The organism is Dactylosporangium sp. CA-092794 (assembly GCF_050948465.1).
Classification (GTDB): Bacteria; Actinomycetota; Actinomycetes; order Mycobacteriales; family Micromonosporaceae; genus Dactylosporangium.
This window is the reverse complement of sequence record NZ_CP192044.1, coordinates 6,982,096-7,000,017: the sequence shown is the minus strand read 5'-3', so window position 1 is coordinate 7,000,017 and position 17,922 is coordinate 6,982,096. Positions and strand designations below refer to the sequence as shown.

Sequence of the window (17,922 nt, the reverse complement as noted above, 5' to 3'; positions counted from 1 at the left end):
GGCGGTGCGACGCGGCCTGCCGGTCAGCCGCGGTGCTTGCCGGAGCGCAGCAGGGCGTCGAGGAGCTCCGGCGGGGGTGGCGGCACCGGGAACGGGGTCGCGGTCGCCGGGCGGAGGCCGTCGAGCAGCAGCGTGAGGTACCGCCGCCACAAATCGACGCCGGTCGTGCGGCTCATGTCGAAGACCGGGCCCAGCATGGCGAAGACGGCGGCGATGTCCTGCGGCGCCGCGTCCGCGCGGATCGCGCCCGCGGCGTGCGCCCGGTCGAACAGCTGGGTCACCGCGGCGATCACCTGCGGCCAGATCCGGGCCTGCTCGTCCGGGTTGCCCTGGCCGGTCAGGGTCTCGTACAGGCCGCGGTCGGCGGCCTGGCGGGCGGCGGTGCGCTCGAAGAACGCCGCCAGCGCCGCCCACGGGTCGGGCAGCGCCAGCGCCTCGGTGGCGTCGTCGCGGATCGCCGCGGTGGCGTCGGCCAGGACCTCGGCGGCGATCGCCTGCTTGTTGGGGAAGTGCCGGTAGGCGGTGCCGGTGCCGACGCCGGCGTGCCGGGCGATGTCGTCGAGGGTGGCCTCGAAGCCGCGCGCGGCGAACACCTCCCGGGCCGCGGCCAGCAGCCGGGCCCGGTTGCGGGCGGAGTCCTTGCGCGGGGCCCGTTCGGTCATGGGGCGATTATTCCGGGTGTACCACGCCGTGCTCGATGAGGCTGCGCGCGCACGCCAGGACGGTTTCCGCGGCCGGGCGGGGCCGCCAGCCCAGCAGGCGCTCCGCCTTCGCGGTGGTGTGCCGGTTGCGGCGGCCCAGCGAGACCGTGATCGAGCGCAGCGAGCGGTCCCGCAGCGCGGCGAGGCGGACCAGCGCGTCGGGGATCTGCCGGGTGGAGACGCGGGCGCCGGCCGGGCCGAGGCCTTCGCGCAGGATGCGGGCGATGTCGCGCATCCAGATGAACTCACCGGTACCCAGGAAACGCTCCCCGGCGGCGTCGGGCGACAGCATGGCGCGCACGTGCAGGTCGGCCACGTCGCGCACGTCGACGACCTCGAGGCCGATCCGCGGCGCGCCGGGCAGGTCGCCGCGGACCATCCGCTCGATGATGCGCACCGAGCCGAGCGTGGCGGTGGACAGGATCGGCCCGAAGACCGCGCCCGGCAGCACGGTGGTGAGCTCGGTGCCGCCGTGGGCGGCGGCGAAGTCCCACGCGGCGCGCTCGGCCAGGGTCTTCGAGCGGCGGTACGCCGGCAGCGCCGGGCCGTCGGTGGTCCACAGTGTCTCGTCGGTGACGCCCTCGCTGCGGTACGAGCCGGGGCTCGCCGCGTTGGCGGCCGAGGTCAGCACCACCCGCCGCACGCCGTGCGCGGCGGCCGCGCGCAGCACCCGCAGGGCGCCGTCGCGGGCGGGCACGATCAGCGCGCCGGGGTCGCGGGCGGTGTCGTCGCCGAGCGGCGAGGCGACGTGCAGCACGCCGGCGACGCCGTCGACGGCCTCGTCCCAGCCGGCGTCGGCGGTCAGGTCGGCCGTGGCGAAGCTCAGCCGGGCGGGGTCGGCGACGCTCGCCACCGCGTCGCGCACGGCCTGCTCCTTGGCCGGGCCGCGCACGGTGGCGCGCACGTCGTACCCCCGCCGGAGCAACGCCGCGATGCACCAGCCGGCCACGTAGCCCGTGCCGCCGGTGACCAGCACCGTTTCCGTCATGGTCGTCCCCTCACCGCGATACCGGAGATGTCGTCTCCGGTATCGTACGGCAAAGAGGAGATCCTGTCTCCGGTTATGTGGCGGCGAACTCCTCGCAGAAGCGCCGGAATCCCTTGAGGTCCTCCAACAGCCGGTTGTGCAGCACCGTCGGCGCGTCGGACAGGGCGATCTGGGCCTCATCCAGCTCCACGACGGCGACCACGTTGGTCCGCCCGTCCCCGAGCGGCTCCAGCCAGAAGGACTCGACCAGCGCCGCGGTGCCGCGGGCCCGCCGGCGCACGAACCGGCCCGGCTCCGCCTCGGCGACCTCGGCGACGAACTCGATCCGCCGGCCGCCGAGGTCGAGCACCAGGTGGGCGCTGCGCTCGTCCAGCGCCGCGAGGCTCATCACCCCCGACCCGAACCGGGGGAGCTCGCTGAGGTGGAGCAGGTGCTCGTAGGCGGCCATCGGCGGCACGCCCACCGGCATCGCATCCCGGGTGACGATCATGATGCCTCCCGGGTCAACGGTACGCTCAGGCCGGCGGGAAATGCCGGTCGAAGACCGCGGTGCGCTCGAAGGACATCGCGTGCTCCCGGCCGCGGATCTCCAGGTCCTTGCGCTCCGCGTCGGACATCTCCAGCACCACCCGGTCCAGGGCCGCGGCCAGGCCGCCCACGTCGCCGGGCTCGACGATGACCGCGGCGTCGCCGATCGCCTCGCCGGTGCCGCCGGTCAGCGTGGTGACCACCGGGCCGCCGCCGGCCAGCAGCTTCTCGGCCAGGGCGATGCCGAACGTCTCCACGAAGTCCGGCTCCGGGCGGGTGGGCAGGGCGTACGCCGCGCAGCCGCGCATGAGCAGCGGCTTCTCCTCGTCGTCGACGTCGGTGAGGAAGATGACCCGGTCGTCCTCCTTCGCCATCGCCCGCACGTGCTCCAGCGCCGGGCCGGTGCCGGCCACGACCAGCTTGACCCGGGACCGGCAGTGCATCTGGCCGTAGGCGATCACCAGGTCGTAGATGCCCTTGGCCCGGGCCACCCGGGACAGGAACAGGATGTAGCCGTCGCGCTCGAGGCCGCGCGCGGCGAGGGCCGCGTCGACGTCGGCCTCGTCCAGGTCGAGGTACGCCGAGACGTCGATCGGCGGGTAGCCGATCTCCACCCGGCGGCGCGACTGCTCGGCGAACCCGGTGCCGCACCGGGCGTCGACCTGCTCGGCGGCGGCGACGATCTCATCCTTGGTGTACTGCGACACCGCGACCAGCCGGTCGTTGCCCAGGAACGTGGTGAACAGGGCGATCGCCGCGCCCAGCCGGTCCTCGCGCAGGCAGGAGCGGATCACGTTGGTCACGTCGGAGCCGACCGCCTTGGCGATGGTCCGCACGTCCGGGTCGAACCCGGCGGCCCGGGCGGCGCTCAGCGCGTCGGCGACCACGGCGGCGTGCGGCACGAGGTACATCGACAGGCAGGTGGTCGGCACCGGCTCGGCCAGCAGTTCGACCAGCCGTCCGGTGAGCCCGGCCAGATGCCGCCCGTCGGGCACCCGGTAGTCGCCGACCGGCTCGGGCCGCTCCACGGTGATGCCCGGGCTGTACGGCAGCAGCCGGTCCAGCGGCTTGAGCGGCAGCCCGGCCGCCTGCAGCGCCGGTATCGGCCAGGTCAGCAGCCGCACGTCGTCGAAGCCGCGGGTCAGCGCCACCTCGGCGAGGTTGCGCGCCTCGCCGGCGTGGCCGCAGATGACCGGGTCGGCCCGCACGACGATGACGAGACGGCGGCTGGGGTACGTCATCTCGGCTCCTCGGCCCTGTCTCGTGGATCGGACGACGACGGCGGGCGCACCCGCCGCCCCCAGGCGGTCGGCTTGGGGCCCAGCCGCACGTGCAGCACGCCGCCGCGGTGCACCTCGGCGGCGGTGAGGTGGGTGGCCTCCAGCGGCCGGCCGTCCAGGGTGACCGACTGCACGTACTGCGGCGCCGGGTCGTAGTCGATCCCGTCGGCGCCGATCGGCTTCTCCCGGTGCCCGCTGGTCTCCACGACGAACTCCCGCTCGCCGACCCGGATCGCGCCGCGCTCGAAGGCGGGCGCGTTGATCAGGAACAGGCTCTGCCCGGCGACGGGGAACAGCCCGAGCGACGCCCAGACGTACCACGAGCTCAGCCCGCCGGAGTCGTCGTTGCCCGGCAGCCCGCCCGAGCCGGTGCCGAACTGCCAGGTCAGCGCCGCGTGGACGATCTCGGTGGTGCGGTCGGGCCGGCCGGCGTAGTGGTAGGCCCACGGGGCCTCCATGTCCGGCTCGTTGTTGAGCCCCTCGAACCGGTTCAGCGCGTAGCCGGCCGCCATCTCCGCCGGCTGCGGGCGCTGGCCGGGCTGCTTCACCGGGGCGGCGTCGTAGCCGAAGAACCGGTCCAGGTTGGCCACGAACGCCTCGTCGCCGCCGCCCAGCGCGATCCGCGCGGCCATGTCGTGCAGCAGCCGGAACGAGTAGTTCCACTTGCCGCCCTCGTAGAACTCCGAGTCGCGCAGCAGCCCGGTGCCCGGGTCGAAGGCGTTGACCCAGCCCCGGCTGCGCCGCTCGAGGTCGTCGGCGAGCCCGGCGTCGCCGAGCGAGCGGGCCACCTTCGCGGTGCAGTAGTGGGCGAAGGCCAGGTCGAGGGTGTGCGTGATCGGGTGGACCACGCCGTGCTCGAAGAAGTCCTCGCCGTAGAGCCGGCGCAGGTCGTCGACCATGTGCACCAGCGCCCAGCTCCAGTCCAGCCCCGGCCGCCCCAGCGCGTGCGCGTCGGCCAGCGCCGTGTGCGCCAGCGCGCTGGCCTGGCGGAAGAACCGGTCCGCGCCGCGGGCCATCCGGTAGCCGATCGGGAAGTTGCCGTCCTCCTCGCACACCCGGAGCAGCGACTCGAGCAGGTCGCGCGACCGGTCCGGGGCGATCGCGCCGAGCAGCGGCAGCTGGGTCTTGTAGATGTCCCACATCGTGCACACGTCGAACGCGAACGGCCCGGAGGCGGGCCACCACGGGCTCTCGTCGTCGGCGAAGCAGGGCTTGATCAGCGAGTGGTACATCGCGGTCGAGAACACCGTGCGCCGGGCCGGCGTGCCGCCCTCCACCTTGACCCGCTCGAGGTGGTCGTGCCAGCGCTCCCGGGTGCCGGTGCGGACCCGGTCGAACGCGCGCCGCGCCTGGCCGCACTCCTGCTCCAGGTTGCGCCGGGCCTGCTCGCAGCCGCGCAGCGAGAACCCCAGCCGCAGCTCGACGGTCTGCCCGGCCACGGTCGGGCCCATGTACAGCATCCCGAAGGGCCGCAGCGTGGTGGGCCGGATGCTGTCGAAGTCCAGCCGGGTGCCGCCGTCGATGAGCCGGCGGTCGTACCACAGCATCTGCCGCCAGCCCGGGCTGTCGAGCTCGGCGTGCACGGAGAGCGGTACCCCCTCCATGACCACCGTGCCCTGCACGTGGCCGTGGCCGAGGCTCTCCGCGTGCGCGCGCAGCGGGACGGTCCGGCCCAGATCGATGGCCAGGCCGCCGCAGGACAGGTCGATCACCACGCGGGCGCTGCTGTGCTCGGGGAAGGTGTACCGGTGCACGGCCACTTTCGTGCCGACCGTGATCTCGCAACGGACGCCGGTGTCGAGGGTCGCGGCGTAGTAGCCGGCCTCGGCCACCTCGTCGTACAGCGGCCAGGAGCTGCCGAGCTCGTCGAGCTGCTGCACCATCGGGGTGACCCGGACGTAGTTGTAGTACTTGCGGATGGCGCCGGTGCCGGACTGCTGGAAGTGGGTGAAGCCGGAGGCCTGCAGCCGGTCGAACATCTCCTCGGGCACGCCCTCGGTGTTCTTGGTGTACCGGCCGTATCCGGTCGGGTACGCCCCGGAGTACGCACAGGCGGAGACCATGCCCATGGGCGAGGTGGCGCCGGGGTGCGTGTTGCCGACCTGCGGCTTCGGCCACCACCATGTGGCGGCCAGACCGTGCGCGGGCGGCAGGTCGGTCGCGGCGGTACCGATGAAGGGATCAACGTCGTCAAAGATGGCGGGACTCTATCGGGTGCGCTACCCGTCATGGGTTTCGGGTTGGTGAACTCACCGCCTGCGGGTGACGCCCGTCGTTCACCGGCCCTTGTCGGCTCGCGCCCTCCACCCGCGGCGTCCGCGGCGCACGTCGGGTCGGCGGCGCTCGGCTATGACGGCACTGGGCCTGGCTGCCGGGTCCGGTTTTTCGCCTGACGGGCGAAAATCCGGCATGACGTGCCGGCGGCGCGGGCCGGCCCGCGGAATGGTCAGCGGCCGGCGGTGGGCGGGGGGAGCAGGCCGCGGGCGATGGCCTCGGTCACCGCGGCGGTGCGGTCCTTCACCCCGAGCTTGTCGAAGATCCGCATCAGGTGGCTCTTCACCGTCGCCTCGCTCACGAACAGCTCGCGGCCCGTCTCCGGGTTGGACAGGCCGCGGGCGATGCACCGGAGCACGTCCAGCTCGCGGGCGGTCAGGCGGGGCACGTCGCCGCGCATGCCGCGGATCAGCCGGGTCGCGGCCGGCGCGGCGATCGCGGTGCCGCCTCGGGCCGCGGTGCGCACGGCGGAGGTGAGCTCCTCGCGGCTGCAGCCCTTGAGCAGGTAGCCGATCGCGCCGGCGGCCACCGCGCGCACCACGTCGCCGTCGGTGTCATAGCTGGTGAGCACCAGCACCGCGCCGTGGCCGCGGCCGGCGATGCGCTCGATGGCGGCGATGCCGTCGAGGTCGGGCAGGCGCAGGTCCATGAGCACGACGTCGGGGCGCAGGCGCTCGGCGAGGCGTACCGCCTCCAGGCCGCTGCCGCAGTCCGCCTCGACGGTGAGCCCGGGCTCGCGCTCCAGCACCGCCCGCAGTCCCTCCCGCACGATCGGATGATCATCGACGACGAGGATCCGCACGTCCCCGGCCGCGCTCATGCCCGCCGCTCCGGCACGCCCGTGCTGCCGCGCGGGATTCGCGCGTCGCCCGTCGCGCCCGGGCTGGTGCGCGGGTCGAGTGGGCTTCGCGGGTCCGTGGCGGTGTTCATGCCGGCAGTTCTACCGTGACCGTGGCGCCCGCGCCCGCGCTGCTGCGCACGTCCAGGGCGCCGCCGGCGGCGGTGACGCGTTCGCGGAGGCCGGACAGGCCGAAGCCGCCGGGGGAGGCGGCCGGGTCGAACCCGCGGCCGTCGTCGCTCACCCGCAGGATCAGTCCGCTCGGGGTGTACTCCAGGTGCACCTCGGCCCTCGTCGCCCCCGCGTGCCGGCGCACGTTGGCCAGGGCCTCCTGGCCGGCGCGCAGCAGGACCACCTCGCGGTCGGGTGGCAGGGCGCGCGGGGAGCCGGCAACCGTGAGCGCCGCGCCCGCCGGCAGGTCGGGGCTGACCCGCGCGACGACCTGGCGCAGCGCCCCGGGCAGCGACGTCCCGGCCAGCGCCGGTGGGGTGGCCGCCTCGATCAGCGAGCGGGCCTCGGCCAGGTTCTCCCGGGCGGTGTCGCGGGCCCGCTCCAGGTAGCCGCGGGCCGCGTCCTGACCCTCGGCCAGCTCCGCCTCCAGCGCGTCGAGCAGCAGCAGAACGCTGGTGAAGCCCTGCGCGACGGTGTCGTGGATGTCGCGGGCCATCCGCTCCCGCTCGGCCAGCGCGCCGGCCCGGTGGCTCACCTCGGCCAGCCGGGCCCGGGTGGCCTCGAGCTCGGCGAGCAGGCTGGCCCGGCGCGCGCTCTGCTCGATGATCCGGCTGATCCACAGGCCGACGGCGAGGGCGGTGAGCAGGGCCAGACCCATCGGCACCACGACCTCGCCGAGGATCCGCGACGGCGTCGCCACCCGCACCGCCATGACCACGCCGTCGGCGGCCACCGCGACCGCCGAGCCGGCCACCGCCTGGCGCGGCGGCAGCATCGCCCACACGTGTGGGAACAGCATGAACAGCAGGACCGCGCCGGCCGGCGCGACGGCGAACACGGCGGTGGACAGGCCCACGGCTACCGCCACGTAGAGCCAGCCGCCGCCGGTGCGCGGCCGGCGCAGCAGCCGGGCGCCGGCCAGCGGATACCAGCCGGCGAGCGCGGCGACCAGCACGACGCCGAGCGCCCGGCGGCCCGGACCCAGCGAGTCGTCGACCGCGATCAGCGCCGCGGTGAGCGCGGTGAGCCCGGCGAACGCCGCGTGCCAGGCGACGGCCAGCCGGTGCCACTCGTGCTGCCCGGGGTCGGCGCCGGCTTCGACGGTGGTCATCACTCCAGGATCGCGCGCCGGCCACCGCTCGCGCATCCAACCGTCGTCGGATATCGATCGCCGACCACCGGCCGCAGCGCGCCGCGCCCCCGGGCGGCCAGCATGGTCGGCATGAATCCACGTTTGACGATGCGCATCATGCTCTCCCTGTCCGTCGCCTACGGCGCCGTCTGCGCCATCCTGGCGGTGCTGGACTCGTCCGCGATCGGCACCTTCGCCATCGTCGGCGCCGTCGTGCTCGGCGCCCTGTGGGCGATTCGCGGCTTCTTCATCACGCGCGATCGGGCACGCTGAAAGCCCGGCGGGCCTCTATGATTCGGCGGACCGCGCCGCCGGATCCCGATCGAGGAGCCCGTCCATGGCCGACCCGAACCCACCGCAGCCGGCCCCGCCGCCGCAGCCGGACACAGCGGCTCACCCGGCGCAGCCGGCTCCGGCCGCCTATCCCGCGCAGCCGGTGCAGCCTGGCGCGGCGGCCTATCCGGCGCAGCCGGTGCCGGGCGCTTATCCGGCGCAGCCGGGCACGGCGGCTTATCCGGCGCAGCCGGGCACGGCGGCTTATCCGGCGCAGCCCGGCTACCCGGCGCAGCCGGTTTCGGGAGGCTTTCCCGCGCAGCCGGGCTATCCCGTCCCGCCGGGCTATCCCGCGCAGCCGGGCTATCCTGTCCCGCCGGGCTATCCCGCCCCGGCGGGGTATCCGGCCTACCCGGGCTACGGGCCGCCGCCCGTCTGGGCGCCGCCGGCGGTCGTGCCGCCGCGGCGGCGGACGGGGCTCATCGTGGGGCTGGCCATCGCGGCCGCCGTGGTGGTCGTGGCGGCCGGGGTGGGGGTCGGGACCATCCTGGCGGGCCGGGACGACGGCCCGGCCGCATCGGTGCCGGTCGCGGCGAGCAGCGGCGGCGGTAGCGGTTCGAAGCGGTTGCGGCTCGTCACGCCGGACACGATCGGCTCCTGGAAGAAGGCGCCGGGCGGTGCCCAGGAGGATCAGGTGCGGCAGGCCCTGGCGAAGGACGGCGTCCCGGACCCGGTCGCCGCCACGTACAAGGACCCGTCCGGTCAGTCCGCCCTGCTCGCCGGAGGCAGCGCCAACGCGCTCGGCAGCGGGTGGCTCTGGCAGGTGGGCCCGTTCGCCGCCCGCCTCGCCGGGGAGATCACCGGCGGCACCGTCACCGCCCACACCCCGGTCGACCCCGGGTTCATCGGCGGGGTCGCCGAGTGTTCACCGGCCGACCGCGGCGGCGCCAAGCTGACGGTCTGCGCGTGGGTCGCCGAGGACATCACGCTGGTGCTGATGTTCGAGGGCCGCGGCGTCGACGACGTCGGCGAGCCGCTGCGGACCATGCTGCCCGCGGTGGTGATATTCGGCTGACCCGCGAAGCTGACAGCGACGGCCCGGCGCCGGGCCGCACGTGGGCCCGCCGTATTGTTACGTTGGTGAGCACACCTGGGACCGAGCGAGAAGTACGCACCCGCATCGCCCCGTCGCCGACCGGCGACCCGCACGTCGGGACCGCGTATGCCGCCCTGTTCAACCTGGCGTTCGCGCGGCGCCACGGCGGGCAGTTCATCCTGCGCATCGAGGACACCGACCGCACCCGCTACGTCGAGGGCAGCGAGCAGCAGGTCTTCGACACCCTGCACTGGCTCGGGTTCGGCTGGGACCAGGGGCCCGACGTCGGCGGGGAGGCCGCGCCGTACCGGCAGTCCGAGCGGCTGCCCACCTACCGCGAGGTGGCCGAGCGCCTGCTCGCCGCGGGGCACGCGTACCACTGCTGGTGCTCGTCCGAGCGGCTCACCCAGATGCGCAACCGCCAGCAGCAGCTGAAGATGCCGACCGGCTACGACCGGATGTGCTACGGCAAGACCCGCGAGGAGCGCGCGGAGCTGCCCGGCTTCACCGAGACGCCGGTCATCCGCATGCTGGTGCCGGACGAGGCCCGGATCTCCTTCACCGACCTCATCCGCGGCGAGATCACCCCGCCGCAGCCCGACGACCAGGTGCTGCTGAAGGCGGACGGCTTCCCGACGTACCACCTGGCGGTCGTCGTCGACGACAACGCGATGGGCGTCACGCACGTGATCCGCGGCGAGGAGTGGATCAGCTCCACCGCCAAGCATCTGCTGCTGTATGGCTGGCTCGGCTGGCCGGTGCCGGTCTACGCCCACATGCCGTTGCTCCGCAACGTCGACCGGTCCAAGATCAGTAAGCGGAAGAACCCGGCGGCCCGGCTGAAGTGGTTCCAGGAGGAGGGGTACCTTCCGGAAGCGCTCGTCAACTTCCTCGCCCTGATGGGCTACTCGATGCCCGACGGGCGGGAGATCTTCACGTTCGACGAGGTCGTGGAGTCCTTCGACTTCGCCCGCGTCAATCCGGTCGGCCCGGTGTTCGACATCGACAAGCTGAACTGGCTCAACGGCCACTACCTGCGCGCGCTGGGCGACGAGGAGTTCCTGCGGGCGGCCGAGCCGTTCCTGCCCGCCGGGCTCGGCGTCGACGACGTCCGGACTCTGGTCGTACCGCTGCGGGAACGGACGAAGAAGCTGTCGGAGCTGGCCGATCAGCTCGACTGGCTCGCCGCGGACGCCGTCGAGATCCTGCCCGCGGACCTGGCCAAGCACGGCCTGCCCCCGGCCGATGCCCGCACCGCGCTCGAGGCCTTCGCGAAGAACCTGGAGCAGCTCGACCCGTTCGAGCCGGCCCAGATCACCCCGACCCTGGACCGCGTGGTCGGCGAGCTCGGCCTGAACCGGCGCCGCTCGTTCATGACCGCGCGCCTGGCCCTGGTCGGCAAGCCGGTGTCGCCGCCGCTGGACGACACCATGGCCGCCCTCGGCGCGGCGCGCACGGCGGACCGGCTCCGCCAGGCCGCCGCCGGCCTGCCGTCCTAGGCTGCGGGCTCAGTCCATCCCGGCCCGCCCGCGCGGGCTCTCGGGCTCCTCGGACCGCTCCGGCCCGCCCCGGGTCTCGTCGGCGAAGGTGCTGTCCTCGTGCTCGGCGGCGAAGTCGGCGTCGTCCGGCTCGTCGTCGGGCAGCGCCTCCAGGCGCTCGCGCGGGTCGTCATCGTTCACGTCCGGACCATTACCCACCCCGCGGCCCGGCTAGACATCGATACACTTCCGCCATGGTCCGGCGCGGGGTGCGGCGGTTGGCGGCGTTGCTCCTGTGCGTGGGGGCCGCCGTGCTGTTCGCGACGCCGGTGCCGGGCTCGGCGAGCCGGCGGCCGCTGCGGGTGCTGCAGATGAACCTGTGCGACAGCGGCTGGGCCGGCTGCTACACCGGGCGGGCGGTGCCGGCCGCGGCCGGTGCGGTGCGGGCGCAGCGACCCGACGTGGTCACGCTCAACGAGATCTGCCAGGACGACGTCGACGCGATCGGGGCGGTGCTGGCCGGCCTCTACCCGGGCGAGACCGTCGTGCGGGCCTTCCAGGCGGCCGGCGACCGGCGCACCGGGGCGGCGTTCCAGTGCCGCAACGGCCGGTCGTTCGGCATCGGGCTGCTGGCCCGCCTGCCGGCGCCGCTGCGCGACTACACGGTGCACGGCGGGCTGTATCCGGACGACGACCAGGACCGGCACGACCCGGAGGAGCGCGCCTGGCTGTGCGTGCACGCCCCGGGCGGCTTCCAGGCCTGTACCACCCACCTCGCCAACACCAGCCGGGCGGTGGCCCTCGCCCAGTGCGGCTACCTGCTCGGCGTCGCCGTCCCCGCGGTCCGGGCCGCTGGCGGCTACGTGCCGACGGTCGTGGCCGGGGACCTCAACCTGCCGCAGGCCGCCGCCTCCTGCGTCCCCGGCTACCGGCGGGCCGACGACGGCGCGGTGCAGCACGTGCTGGCCAGCGAGGAGTTCACGGTCGCCGCCGGCACGGCGATCGACATGGCGCTCTCCACCGACCACCCGGCCCTCCTGGTGACCCTGGCCACCGGCTGACCGGGTCCGGCGGGCGGCGTCGGGGGAGCGGCCGTAGGCTGCCGCGGTGGTGCGTCCTGGAAGCTGGATCAGGCCAGCGGGTGTGAGTCCCGTCCGGGTAGGTACCGGAGCGCCCGGTAGCAGGCCCCGGTTCGTCGTCGAGAGGTGGCGGGCTGAGCGGGGTGTCGAAAGCCTTTTTGGAGGGAGCAAGAACGCGGGCCGCAGCGTGAAGCGAATCCTGCAGCCTCGTCACAGCCACAATGGGGGAGCCGAGCCGCTCATTTCACGGCGAAGGCCATGCCTGGCGGGCCTCGTTCCGGGGTTAAGCCTGTTGGGTCCCTCCGGGGTAGGGGGAGTGGCACGCGTTCACGGTCTGGTCCGGAACAGGAGAGGCCCGTCTGCGCACGCCTTCGTCGGGCAAGAGACCGGGCGTATAAGCCGATGGTGAAGTCGTCCGGAGTGCAGCGGGAGTCCGAGGGGGTCGTAGTACCGGGGATCGGCGTGCAGCAGAACGCGCCGGGAGGGAAGGGCCCTCACTTTGATCGTGCTTGGGGAGCGGGTAAGCGTCAGGGCATGACCGGGACCGCCCGGTCCAACGACCCCGGCAGGTCTTCGCCTGCCGATCCCGGCCGGTGGCGGTTGTTGCCGTCGGTGGGGAAGGTGCGAGAACTGCAACGCAAGCTATGGGCTGCGGCCAAGCAGTCCTCGGAGCGGCGTTTCCACGCCCTGTATGACCGTGTTCACAGGGGTGACGTCCTGTGGGAGGCGTGGCGGCGGGTGCTGAGCAATCGTGGCGCGGCCGGGGTGGACAAGGTCACCCTGGACGCGGTGGAGGAGTACGGGGTCGAGCGGATGCTCGAGGAGTTGGCCTGTGACCTCCGCGCGGGCACGTACCGTCCGGCGCCGGTGCGCCGGGTGGATATTCCGAAACCAGATGGTGGTAGGCGGCCGTTGGGTATCCCCACCGTCCGTGACCGGGTGGCCCAGCAGGCGGCCAAGCTCGTGTTGGAACCGGTCTTCGAGGCTGATTTTCTGTCGGTGTCGTACGGGTTCCGGCCGAAGCGGTCGGCGACGCAGGCGATGGAGCGGGTGCGTACTGGCTTCATCGAGGGTTGCACGTTTGTCGCGGAGTTCGACATCCGGAGTTTCTTCACCGAGATCGACCATGCCAGGTTGATCGAGTTGGTGGGGCGGCGGGTGTCGGACCGGCGGGTGCTCAAGCTGGTCCGTCTGTGGTTGCAGGCGGGTGTGATGGTGGACGGGAGTGTCGAGCGGACGGTCGCTGGCACGCCGCAGGGTGGAGTGATTTCGCCGCTGCTGTCCAACATCTACTTGCACGTTCTGGACACCGAACTGTCCGCCCGTGGGGTGGGTGAGTTGGTGCGCTATGCCGATGACGGTGTGGTGTTGTGCCGCAGTGCGGCGCAGGCCAGAGCGGCTCTGGACGCGGTTGGGCAGATCCTGGCCGATCTGGGGTTGCGGCTGCACCCGGAGAAGACTCGGATAGTAGATCTCAGAGAAGGCCGGGAAGGGTTCGATTTTCTTGGCTGCCATTTCCGCGCCCGGATGTCGGGCAGGTTGTGGGAGCAGCGGCGAGTGCGTCGCTACTACCTGCACCGCTGGCCCGCTCAGCGGGCGATGCAGCGGGTGCGGGAGAAGGTCAGGGCTCGTACCGGGCGGAACAGGCTCGGTGTGCGGGACATTCGGATCGTCATCGAGGACCTGAACCCGATCCTGCGTGGCTGGGGGAACTACTTCCGGACCGGCAATGCTGCTTCCAAGTTCCGTCAGGTTGACGAGTACGTGGTGTGGCGGCTGCAACGCTTGATGATCAAGAAGCGTGGTCGCAGCCTGCGTGCCCGGCAGGCCTGGCAGTGGACCGAGGACTGGTTCAACGGGTTGGGCCTGCACCGGTTACGTGGCACCGTCCGATATCCAAGGACCGCGTAGCACAGTCAGGAAGATCATCGGTAAGCCGTGTGCGGGAAAACCGCATGCACGGAATTGAAAGGGGGATGGGGAGACGGACCCGCAAGGGCACCGCGCCCCTGACTACCAATGCCGGTCGTCGTCGCGGTGGTGCTGCTGGTCGCGGTCCTGGGGTTCGCGATCGCGCGGCCGTTCGGGCTGCCCGAGGCGGTCGCGGCGGTGCCGGCGGCGGGCGTCGCGGTCGTCGCCGGACTGGTCCCGGCCGGCGAGGCCGTCTCCCAGCTGCGCGCGCTGGGCCCCACCGTGGGGTTCCTCGCGGCCGTGCTGCTGCTGTCGTACCTCGCCGAGGCGCACGGCGTGTTCGCGTACATCGGCGACCGTGCGGCCCGGCACAGCCGGGGACGGCCCAGGCGCCTGCTGACCGCGGTGTTCGCCGCGGCCGCCCTGGTGACCGCGGTGCTCAGCCTCGACGCCACCGTCGTGCTGCTCACCCCCGTGGTCCTGGCCGCGGCGCTGCGCATCGGCGCCCGGCCCGCACCGCACGTCTACGCCTGCACGCACCTGGCCAACTCCGCCTCGCTGCTGCTGCCGGTGTCGAACCTGACCAACCTGCTGGCGTTCGCGGCCAGCGGCCTGAGCTTCGCCGCGTTCGCCGGCCTGATGGCCGCCCCGTGGCTGGCCGTCGTCGCCGTCGAGTACGCCGTCCTGCGCCGGTTCTTCGCCGCCGACCTGGCCGTCGGCGCGCACCCGGAGCCGGGCTCGCCGGTCCCGCCGCCCCGCTACGCGCTCGTGGTGCTCGCCGCGACCCTCGCCGGGTTCGCGGCCGGGGAGCCGGTGGGGGTACACCCGGCGTTCTCGGCCCTGGCCGGGGCGATCGCGCTCGCCGTCCCGCTCGCCCGCCGCGGCCGGCTGCGGGCCACGGATGTGGTACGGGCGGCGAACCCGGCCTTCTGCGCCTTCGTCCTCGGCCTCGGCGTCGTCGTGCTGGCCGTCCGCCGCCACGGCCTCGGCGGCCTGGTGGACGCGGCCGCGCCCGCCGCACCCACCCTGCTCGGCCTGCTCGCCGCGGCCGGGCTCGCCGCGCTGCTGGCCAACCTGCTCAACAACCTGCCGGCCACCCTCGTCCTGCTGCCCGCGGTGCAGCACTCGCCCGCCCTGCTGCTCGCGGTGCTCATCGGGGTGAACGTGGGGCCGAATCTGACGTACACCGGAAGCCTGGCGACGCTGCTGTGGCGGCAGATTCTGCATGCCCGGGACGCCGCACCCTCGGCGGCGCAGTTCCTGCGGCTCGGCGCCCTCACCGTGCCGGCCGGCCTAGTCGCGGCGGTGGCGGCGCTGTGGGCGGGTCTGCGAGTCTCGGGGCTATGAACGTGCTCGTCTGGCTGGTCGAGGGCGTCTGGGAGGCGGCCGTCGACGCCGCCGCCCGGCATGCCCCGCCCGATGCGCGGATCACCCTGCTGCACGCCGCTGACCCGGCGCTGCCCGACGACGTGCGGGGAGCCTTCACCGGGCTGCTCGGCCGCGGCCACCCGGACCCGTCGGCGGCGCTTTCGGCGCTGACCCGGGCGGCCGAGGAGGACCTGCTCGCCGCGGCGGCGGCTCGCCTGGCCCGGCCGGCCACGGCGGTGGCGCTTCCGGGGCCGGGGGAGCGGACGGTGGTGGCGGCCTGCGCCGAGCTTGGTGCCGACCTGCTGATCGTCGCGCGGGACGGCGATCCGGGTCATCCGGGCCCGCACAGCCTGGGCCACGGGACCCGCTTCGTCGTGGACCACGCCCCCTGCGCGGTGCTGCTCGTCTGGCCTGCGGTGTAGCGCCGGCTGGTGGGCTTCCGCGCCGTTCGGGCGAAAAATCCAGACACTTCGTGTCCTGATTTTTCGGACTTATACCCTGTCAGGGGATAAATCCGGTAAGTCATGACGCCGCCAGGCGTCGTGACTTACCGGCGGGCCCGGCGGCCCTGGTCAGCGGCATCGATGGCGCCGGCTGGCGGGCCCGGCGGCCTCGGCCGCGTTTGCCGCGGCGCTGGCCGCGTTTGCCGGCGGCGCCGATGGCATCGGCGCCCCCGGCGCCCCCGGTGGCACCGGTGGCACCGGCCGGCCGTGGTCGAAGCGAACGAATCTCTCCGTGATCATGCGAATCCTGCTGCCGTGAGGCGGGTTTCTCATGATCGCGGAACCATAAGGTACCTATGAGTACATCGATCTTCCGCGATCACGAAAAACTCGCGATACGGGCGGTGGCTGCAGCATGATCGCGGACGGTTCTGGTCGCGATGCCCGCTGGAGTCAAGCGATCCATCGCTCGCCCGAGGGTGGCGCCCGCCCTGGATCGCCACGCGCCCACGCGTGGCGCGGGAACGGTGGCGAACGCAGGGCGCGGCCCGGGTGTGCGGGCGGCGGGATCCGGCGGATGAGGCCGCCGCGACGGCGGGGGCCGGGCGGGGGAGCGGGCACGGTACGGTCAGGATCATGTTCAGCGTCCCTCTCGGTGGCGGGGCCGAGTTGCGCCCGTTGGAGCCGTGGCAGGCCGAGGAGTTCCTCGCGCACATCGATCGTGCGCGGGCGAACGTCGACCCCTGGATCCCGTGGGCCGCGCGCAGCACCGACCTCGCCTCGGCGCGGGTGACGCTGCAGCGCTACGCGGACCTCGCCGCGGCCGACGCTGGGCGGCTGTACGGCATCTGGCTCGACGGCACGCTCGTCGGCGGCACGATGTTCGTGAGTTTCGACGTCGCGGCCGGCGTGTGCGAGATCGGCTGCTGGGCGGAGCCGGCCGGGCAGGGCCGTGGCCTGGTCACCGCGGCGGTGCGGGTGCTGATCGACTGGGCGCTGCGCACCCGCGGGGTGCACCGGGTCGAGTGGCGCTGCCGCCCGGACAACACGGCGAGTTCCAGCGTGGCCCGGCGGGTCGGGATGCGCCGCGACGGGGTGCTGCGCGGGTCGTACGTGCACGGCGGCGCCCGCTACGACTCCGAGGTCTGGTCCCTGCTGGCCACCGACCCGCGAACCGAGGCGGACCCGGCCCGCTGAACGCCGAATGACAAGCCGATGAGCAGTTGCGCCGGCGGGCGGATCGGGGCTGCGCACGCGGGGTAGCCGCGGCGATCATGATCGGATGGAGGAGCCCGACGGCCCGGTCTTCGACGAGGCCTGGGTTCAGGACGCGAAGGTCTCGGAGGCCGAGATCCGGCGGCACCAGACACCGGTGCCCCAGCCGGTCCCGGCGCCCTGGCGCACCTGGACCCCGCCGCCCCAGCCGATGCCGGTCCAGGGCGGCGGGATCGGGGTCGGCGGCTACCTGGCCATCGTGGCGGCGATCGTGGTCGCCATCATCTGCGGCTGCACGGGGCTGGGGCTGCTGGCGGCCGAGAACCGGGCCAGGCGCGAGGCCGCTCCCACCGCCGCCGCTCCCACCGGGCCCGCCGCGCCCGCGGTCGTCGCGCCGGAGTCCGGTGACGCGGCCGCCCCGGCCGCCACCGTCGCGACGCGCGGGCCCGTCCCGGAAACCACCGCCGCCCGGCTGCCGTGGACTCCGGTCACCTCGATACCGGACGGCGGCCCGGACGCCAAGCTGCCCGAGGTCTTCGCCACGCTCAAGGTCGGCTCCTGCCTCGCCGAGACGACGGACCTGACCACGATCATCATCGTGCCCTGTTCCGGCCCGCACACCGACGAGGTGACCCTGGTCCGCGACCTGACCCCGGTCTTCATGACCGCGCCGACGGGCGGGCAGATCCGTGACCTGCAGGACGAGCTCTGCCCGCCGGCCGTGGCGGCGTGGACGGGAGCCGGCGACCGGCGGTACACCTCCGGCTATATCTGGCAGTTCATGGACGGCGTCCGCGGCTTCGCGTGCACCGCCGAGCTGACCGGCCACGGCCCCTTCACCGGCACCCTGCGCCATGCCGCCGCCTGACCGGGGGCGAGGACGCCGCCGCGATCGTGCGCCGCTGCGGCGCCCCGCCCCCGGGCCCGGCCGCCTGCGTCCGGCGGCCGGAGGATCGGGGGCGTGGCGGGCGTCCCGGATCGACAGTCGTTGAGGTCTGCCGGTGGCGTCGGTATTGAGCCGCCGCGGTCGGGCAGTCAGCGATTCCCGGAAGGCTTCCGGAAGACCGTCGCGCCCAGCGCGTGTGGCCCCGGCCGTGTCCAGGGCGGTATGGTCGGCGCGTACGCGACGACCTTCCGGATCCCTTTC

18 protein-coding genes are annotated in these 17,922 nt (G+C 73.7%); 9 read left to right on the top strand and 9 right to left on the bottom strand.

What is annotated here, in order from left to right; translation table 11 throughout:
- Positions 1-23: 23 nt before the first annotated feature.
- From ACQPXD_RS29845 to ACQPXD_RS29810, 8 genes are all read right to left on the bottom strand, one after another.
- Complete coding sequence (locus ACQPXD_RS29845) at positions 24-662, bottom strand: TetR/AcrR family transcriptional regulator (protein ID WP_432824639.1); 639 nt, start codon at positions 660-662, stop codon at positions 24-26.
- Positions 663-669: 7 nt separating this feature from the next.
- A complete protein-coding gene (locus ACQPXD_RS29840; RefSeq protein ID WP_432824638.1) occupies positions 670-1,689 on the bottom strand; it encodes an NAD-dependent epimerase/dehydratase family protein in 1,020 nt (339 codons plus the stop codon).
- 73 nt (positions 1,690-1,762) lie between these two features.
- Positions 1,763-2,179 carry a hypothetical protein gene (locus ACQPXD_RS29835; protein WP_432824637.1) on the bottom strand — a complete coding sequence of 139 codons (417 nt, stop codon included), beginning with the start codon at positions 2,177-2,179 and terminating at the stop codon, positions 1,763-1,765.
- A 25-nt stretch (positions 2,180-2,204) separates the two neighbouring features.
- Positions 2,205-3,458, bottom strand: a complete 1,254-nt coding sequence (locus ACQPXD_RS29830) for a glycosyltransferase (RefSeq protein ID WP_432824636.1) — start codon at positions 3,456-3,458, stop codon at positions 2,205-2,207.
- Positions 3,455-5,632, bottom strand: a complete 2,178-nt coding sequence (locus ACQPXD_RS29825) for a glycoside hydrolase domain-containing protein (RefSeq protein ID WP_432844006.1) — start codon at positions 5,630-5,632, stop codon at positions 3,455-3,457. Before ACQPXD_RS29825 ends, ACQPXD_RS29830 begins: the two co-directional genes overlap by 4 nt.
- Positions 5,633-5,943: 311 nt before the next feature.
- Positions 5,944-6,591: a response regulator gene (locus ACQPXD_RS29820; RefSeq protein WP_432824635.1), complete on the bottom strand. Its 648-nt coding sequence runs from the start codon at positions 6,589-6,591 to the stop codon at positions 5,944-5,946.
- Positions 6,592-6,697: 106 nt separating this feature from the next.
- The gene (locus ACQPXD_RS29815; RefSeq protein ID WP_432824634.1) at positions 6,698-7,891 is read right to left on the bottom strand and encodes a sensor histidine kinase; all 1,194 of its coding nucleotides are present in this window, start codon (positions 7,889-7,891) and stop codon (positions 6,698-6,700) included.
- A complete protein-coding gene (locus ACQPXD_RS29810; RefSeq protein ID WP_432824633.1) occupies positions 7,891-8,031 on the bottom strand; it encodes a hypothetical protein in 141 nt (46 codons plus the stop codon). The genes ACQPXD_RS29815 and ACQPXD_RS29810 overlap by 1 nt, the downstream gene beginning before the upstream one ends.
- Here ACQPXD_RS29810 and ACQPXD_RS29805 point away from each other — a divergent pair.
- From ACQPXD_RS29805 to gltX, 3 genes are all read left to right on the top strand, one after another.
- Positions 8,030-8,185: a hypothetical protein gene (locus ACQPXD_RS29805; RefSeq protein WP_432824632.1), complete on the top strand. Its 156-nt coding sequence runs from the start codon at positions 8,030-8,032 to the stop codon at positions 8,183-8,185. The two genes, ACQPXD_RS29810 and ACQPXD_RS29805, sit on opposite strands and share 2 nt — an antisense overlap.
- Positions 8,186-8,249: 64 nt before the next feature.
- Entirely contained in the window at positions 8,250-9,260 is a 1,011-nt protein-coding gene (locus ACQPXD_RS29800) for a hypothetical protein (protein WP_432824631.1), read from the top strand.
- 65 nt (positions 9,261-9,325) lie between these two features.
- Entirely contained in the window at positions 9,326-10,780 is a 1,455-nt protein-coding gene (gene gltX / locus ACQPXD_RS29795) for a glutamate--tRNA ligase (protein ID WP_432824630.1), read from the top strand.
- Between the two features lie 9 nt (positions 10,781-10,789).
- Here the strand turns inward: gltX and ACQPXD_RS29790 are convergent, their stop codons facing one another.
- Positions 10,790-10,960 carry a hypothetical protein gene (locus ACQPXD_RS29790; RefSeq protein ID WP_432824629.1) on the bottom strand — a complete coding sequence of 57 codons (171 nt, stop codon included), beginning with the start codon at positions 10,958-10,960 and terminating at the stop codon, positions 10,790-10,792.
- A gap of 53 nt (positions 10,961-11,013) precedes the next feature.
- On the opposite strand from ACQPXD_RS29790, the gene ACQPXD_RS29785 reads away from it, so the two are divergent.
- The 6 genes from ACQPXD_RS29785 (at position 11,014) to ACQPXD_RS29760 (ending at position 17,643) form a co-directional block, all read left to right on the top strand.
- Positions 11,014-11,820, top strand: coding sequence for an endonuclease/exonuclease/phosphatase family protein (locus tag ACQPXD_RS29785; protein WP_432824628.1), 807 nt, complete (start codon positions 11,014-11,016; stop codon positions 11,818-11,820).
- A 552-nt stretch (positions 11,821-12,372) separates the two neighbouring features.
- Positions 12,373-13,749, top strand: coding sequence for a group II intron reverse transcriptase/maturase (gene ltrA, locus ACQPXD_RS29780; RefSeq protein ID WP_432824627.1), 1,377 nt, complete (start codon positions 12,373-12,375; stop codon positions 13,747-13,749).
- A gap of 108 nt (positions 13,750-13,857) precedes the next feature.
- Positions 13,858-15,096, top strand: a complete 1,239-nt coding sequence (locus ACQPXD_RS29775; protein ID WP_432824626.1) for an SLC13 family permease — start codon at positions 13,858-13,860, stop codon at positions 15,094-15,096.
- Positions 15,093-15,539, top strand: a complete 447-nt coding sequence (locus ACQPXD_RS29770; RefSeq protein ID WP_432824625.1) for a universal stress protein — start codon at positions 15,093-15,095, stop codon at positions 15,537-15,539. The genes ACQPXD_RS29775 and ACQPXD_RS29770 overlap by 4 nt, the downstream gene beginning before the upstream one ends.
- 657 nt (positions 15,540-16,196) lie before the next feature.
- Positions 16,197-16,757 (top strand): GNAT family N-acetyltransferase, encoded by a 561-nt coding sequence (locus ACQPXD_RS29765; RefSeq protein ID WP_432824624.1) that lies wholly within the window; start codon positions 16,197-16,199, stop codon positions 16,755-16,757.
- 85 nt (positions 16,758-16,842) lie between these two features.
- On the top strand, positions 16,843-17,643 hold the full coding sequence (locus tag ACQPXD_RS29760; RefSeq protein ID WP_432824623.1) for a hypothetical protein: 801 nt from the start codon (positions 16,843-16,845) through the stop codon (positions 17,641-17,643).
- The last annotated feature ends 279 nt before the right edge of the window (positions 17,644-17,922 follow it).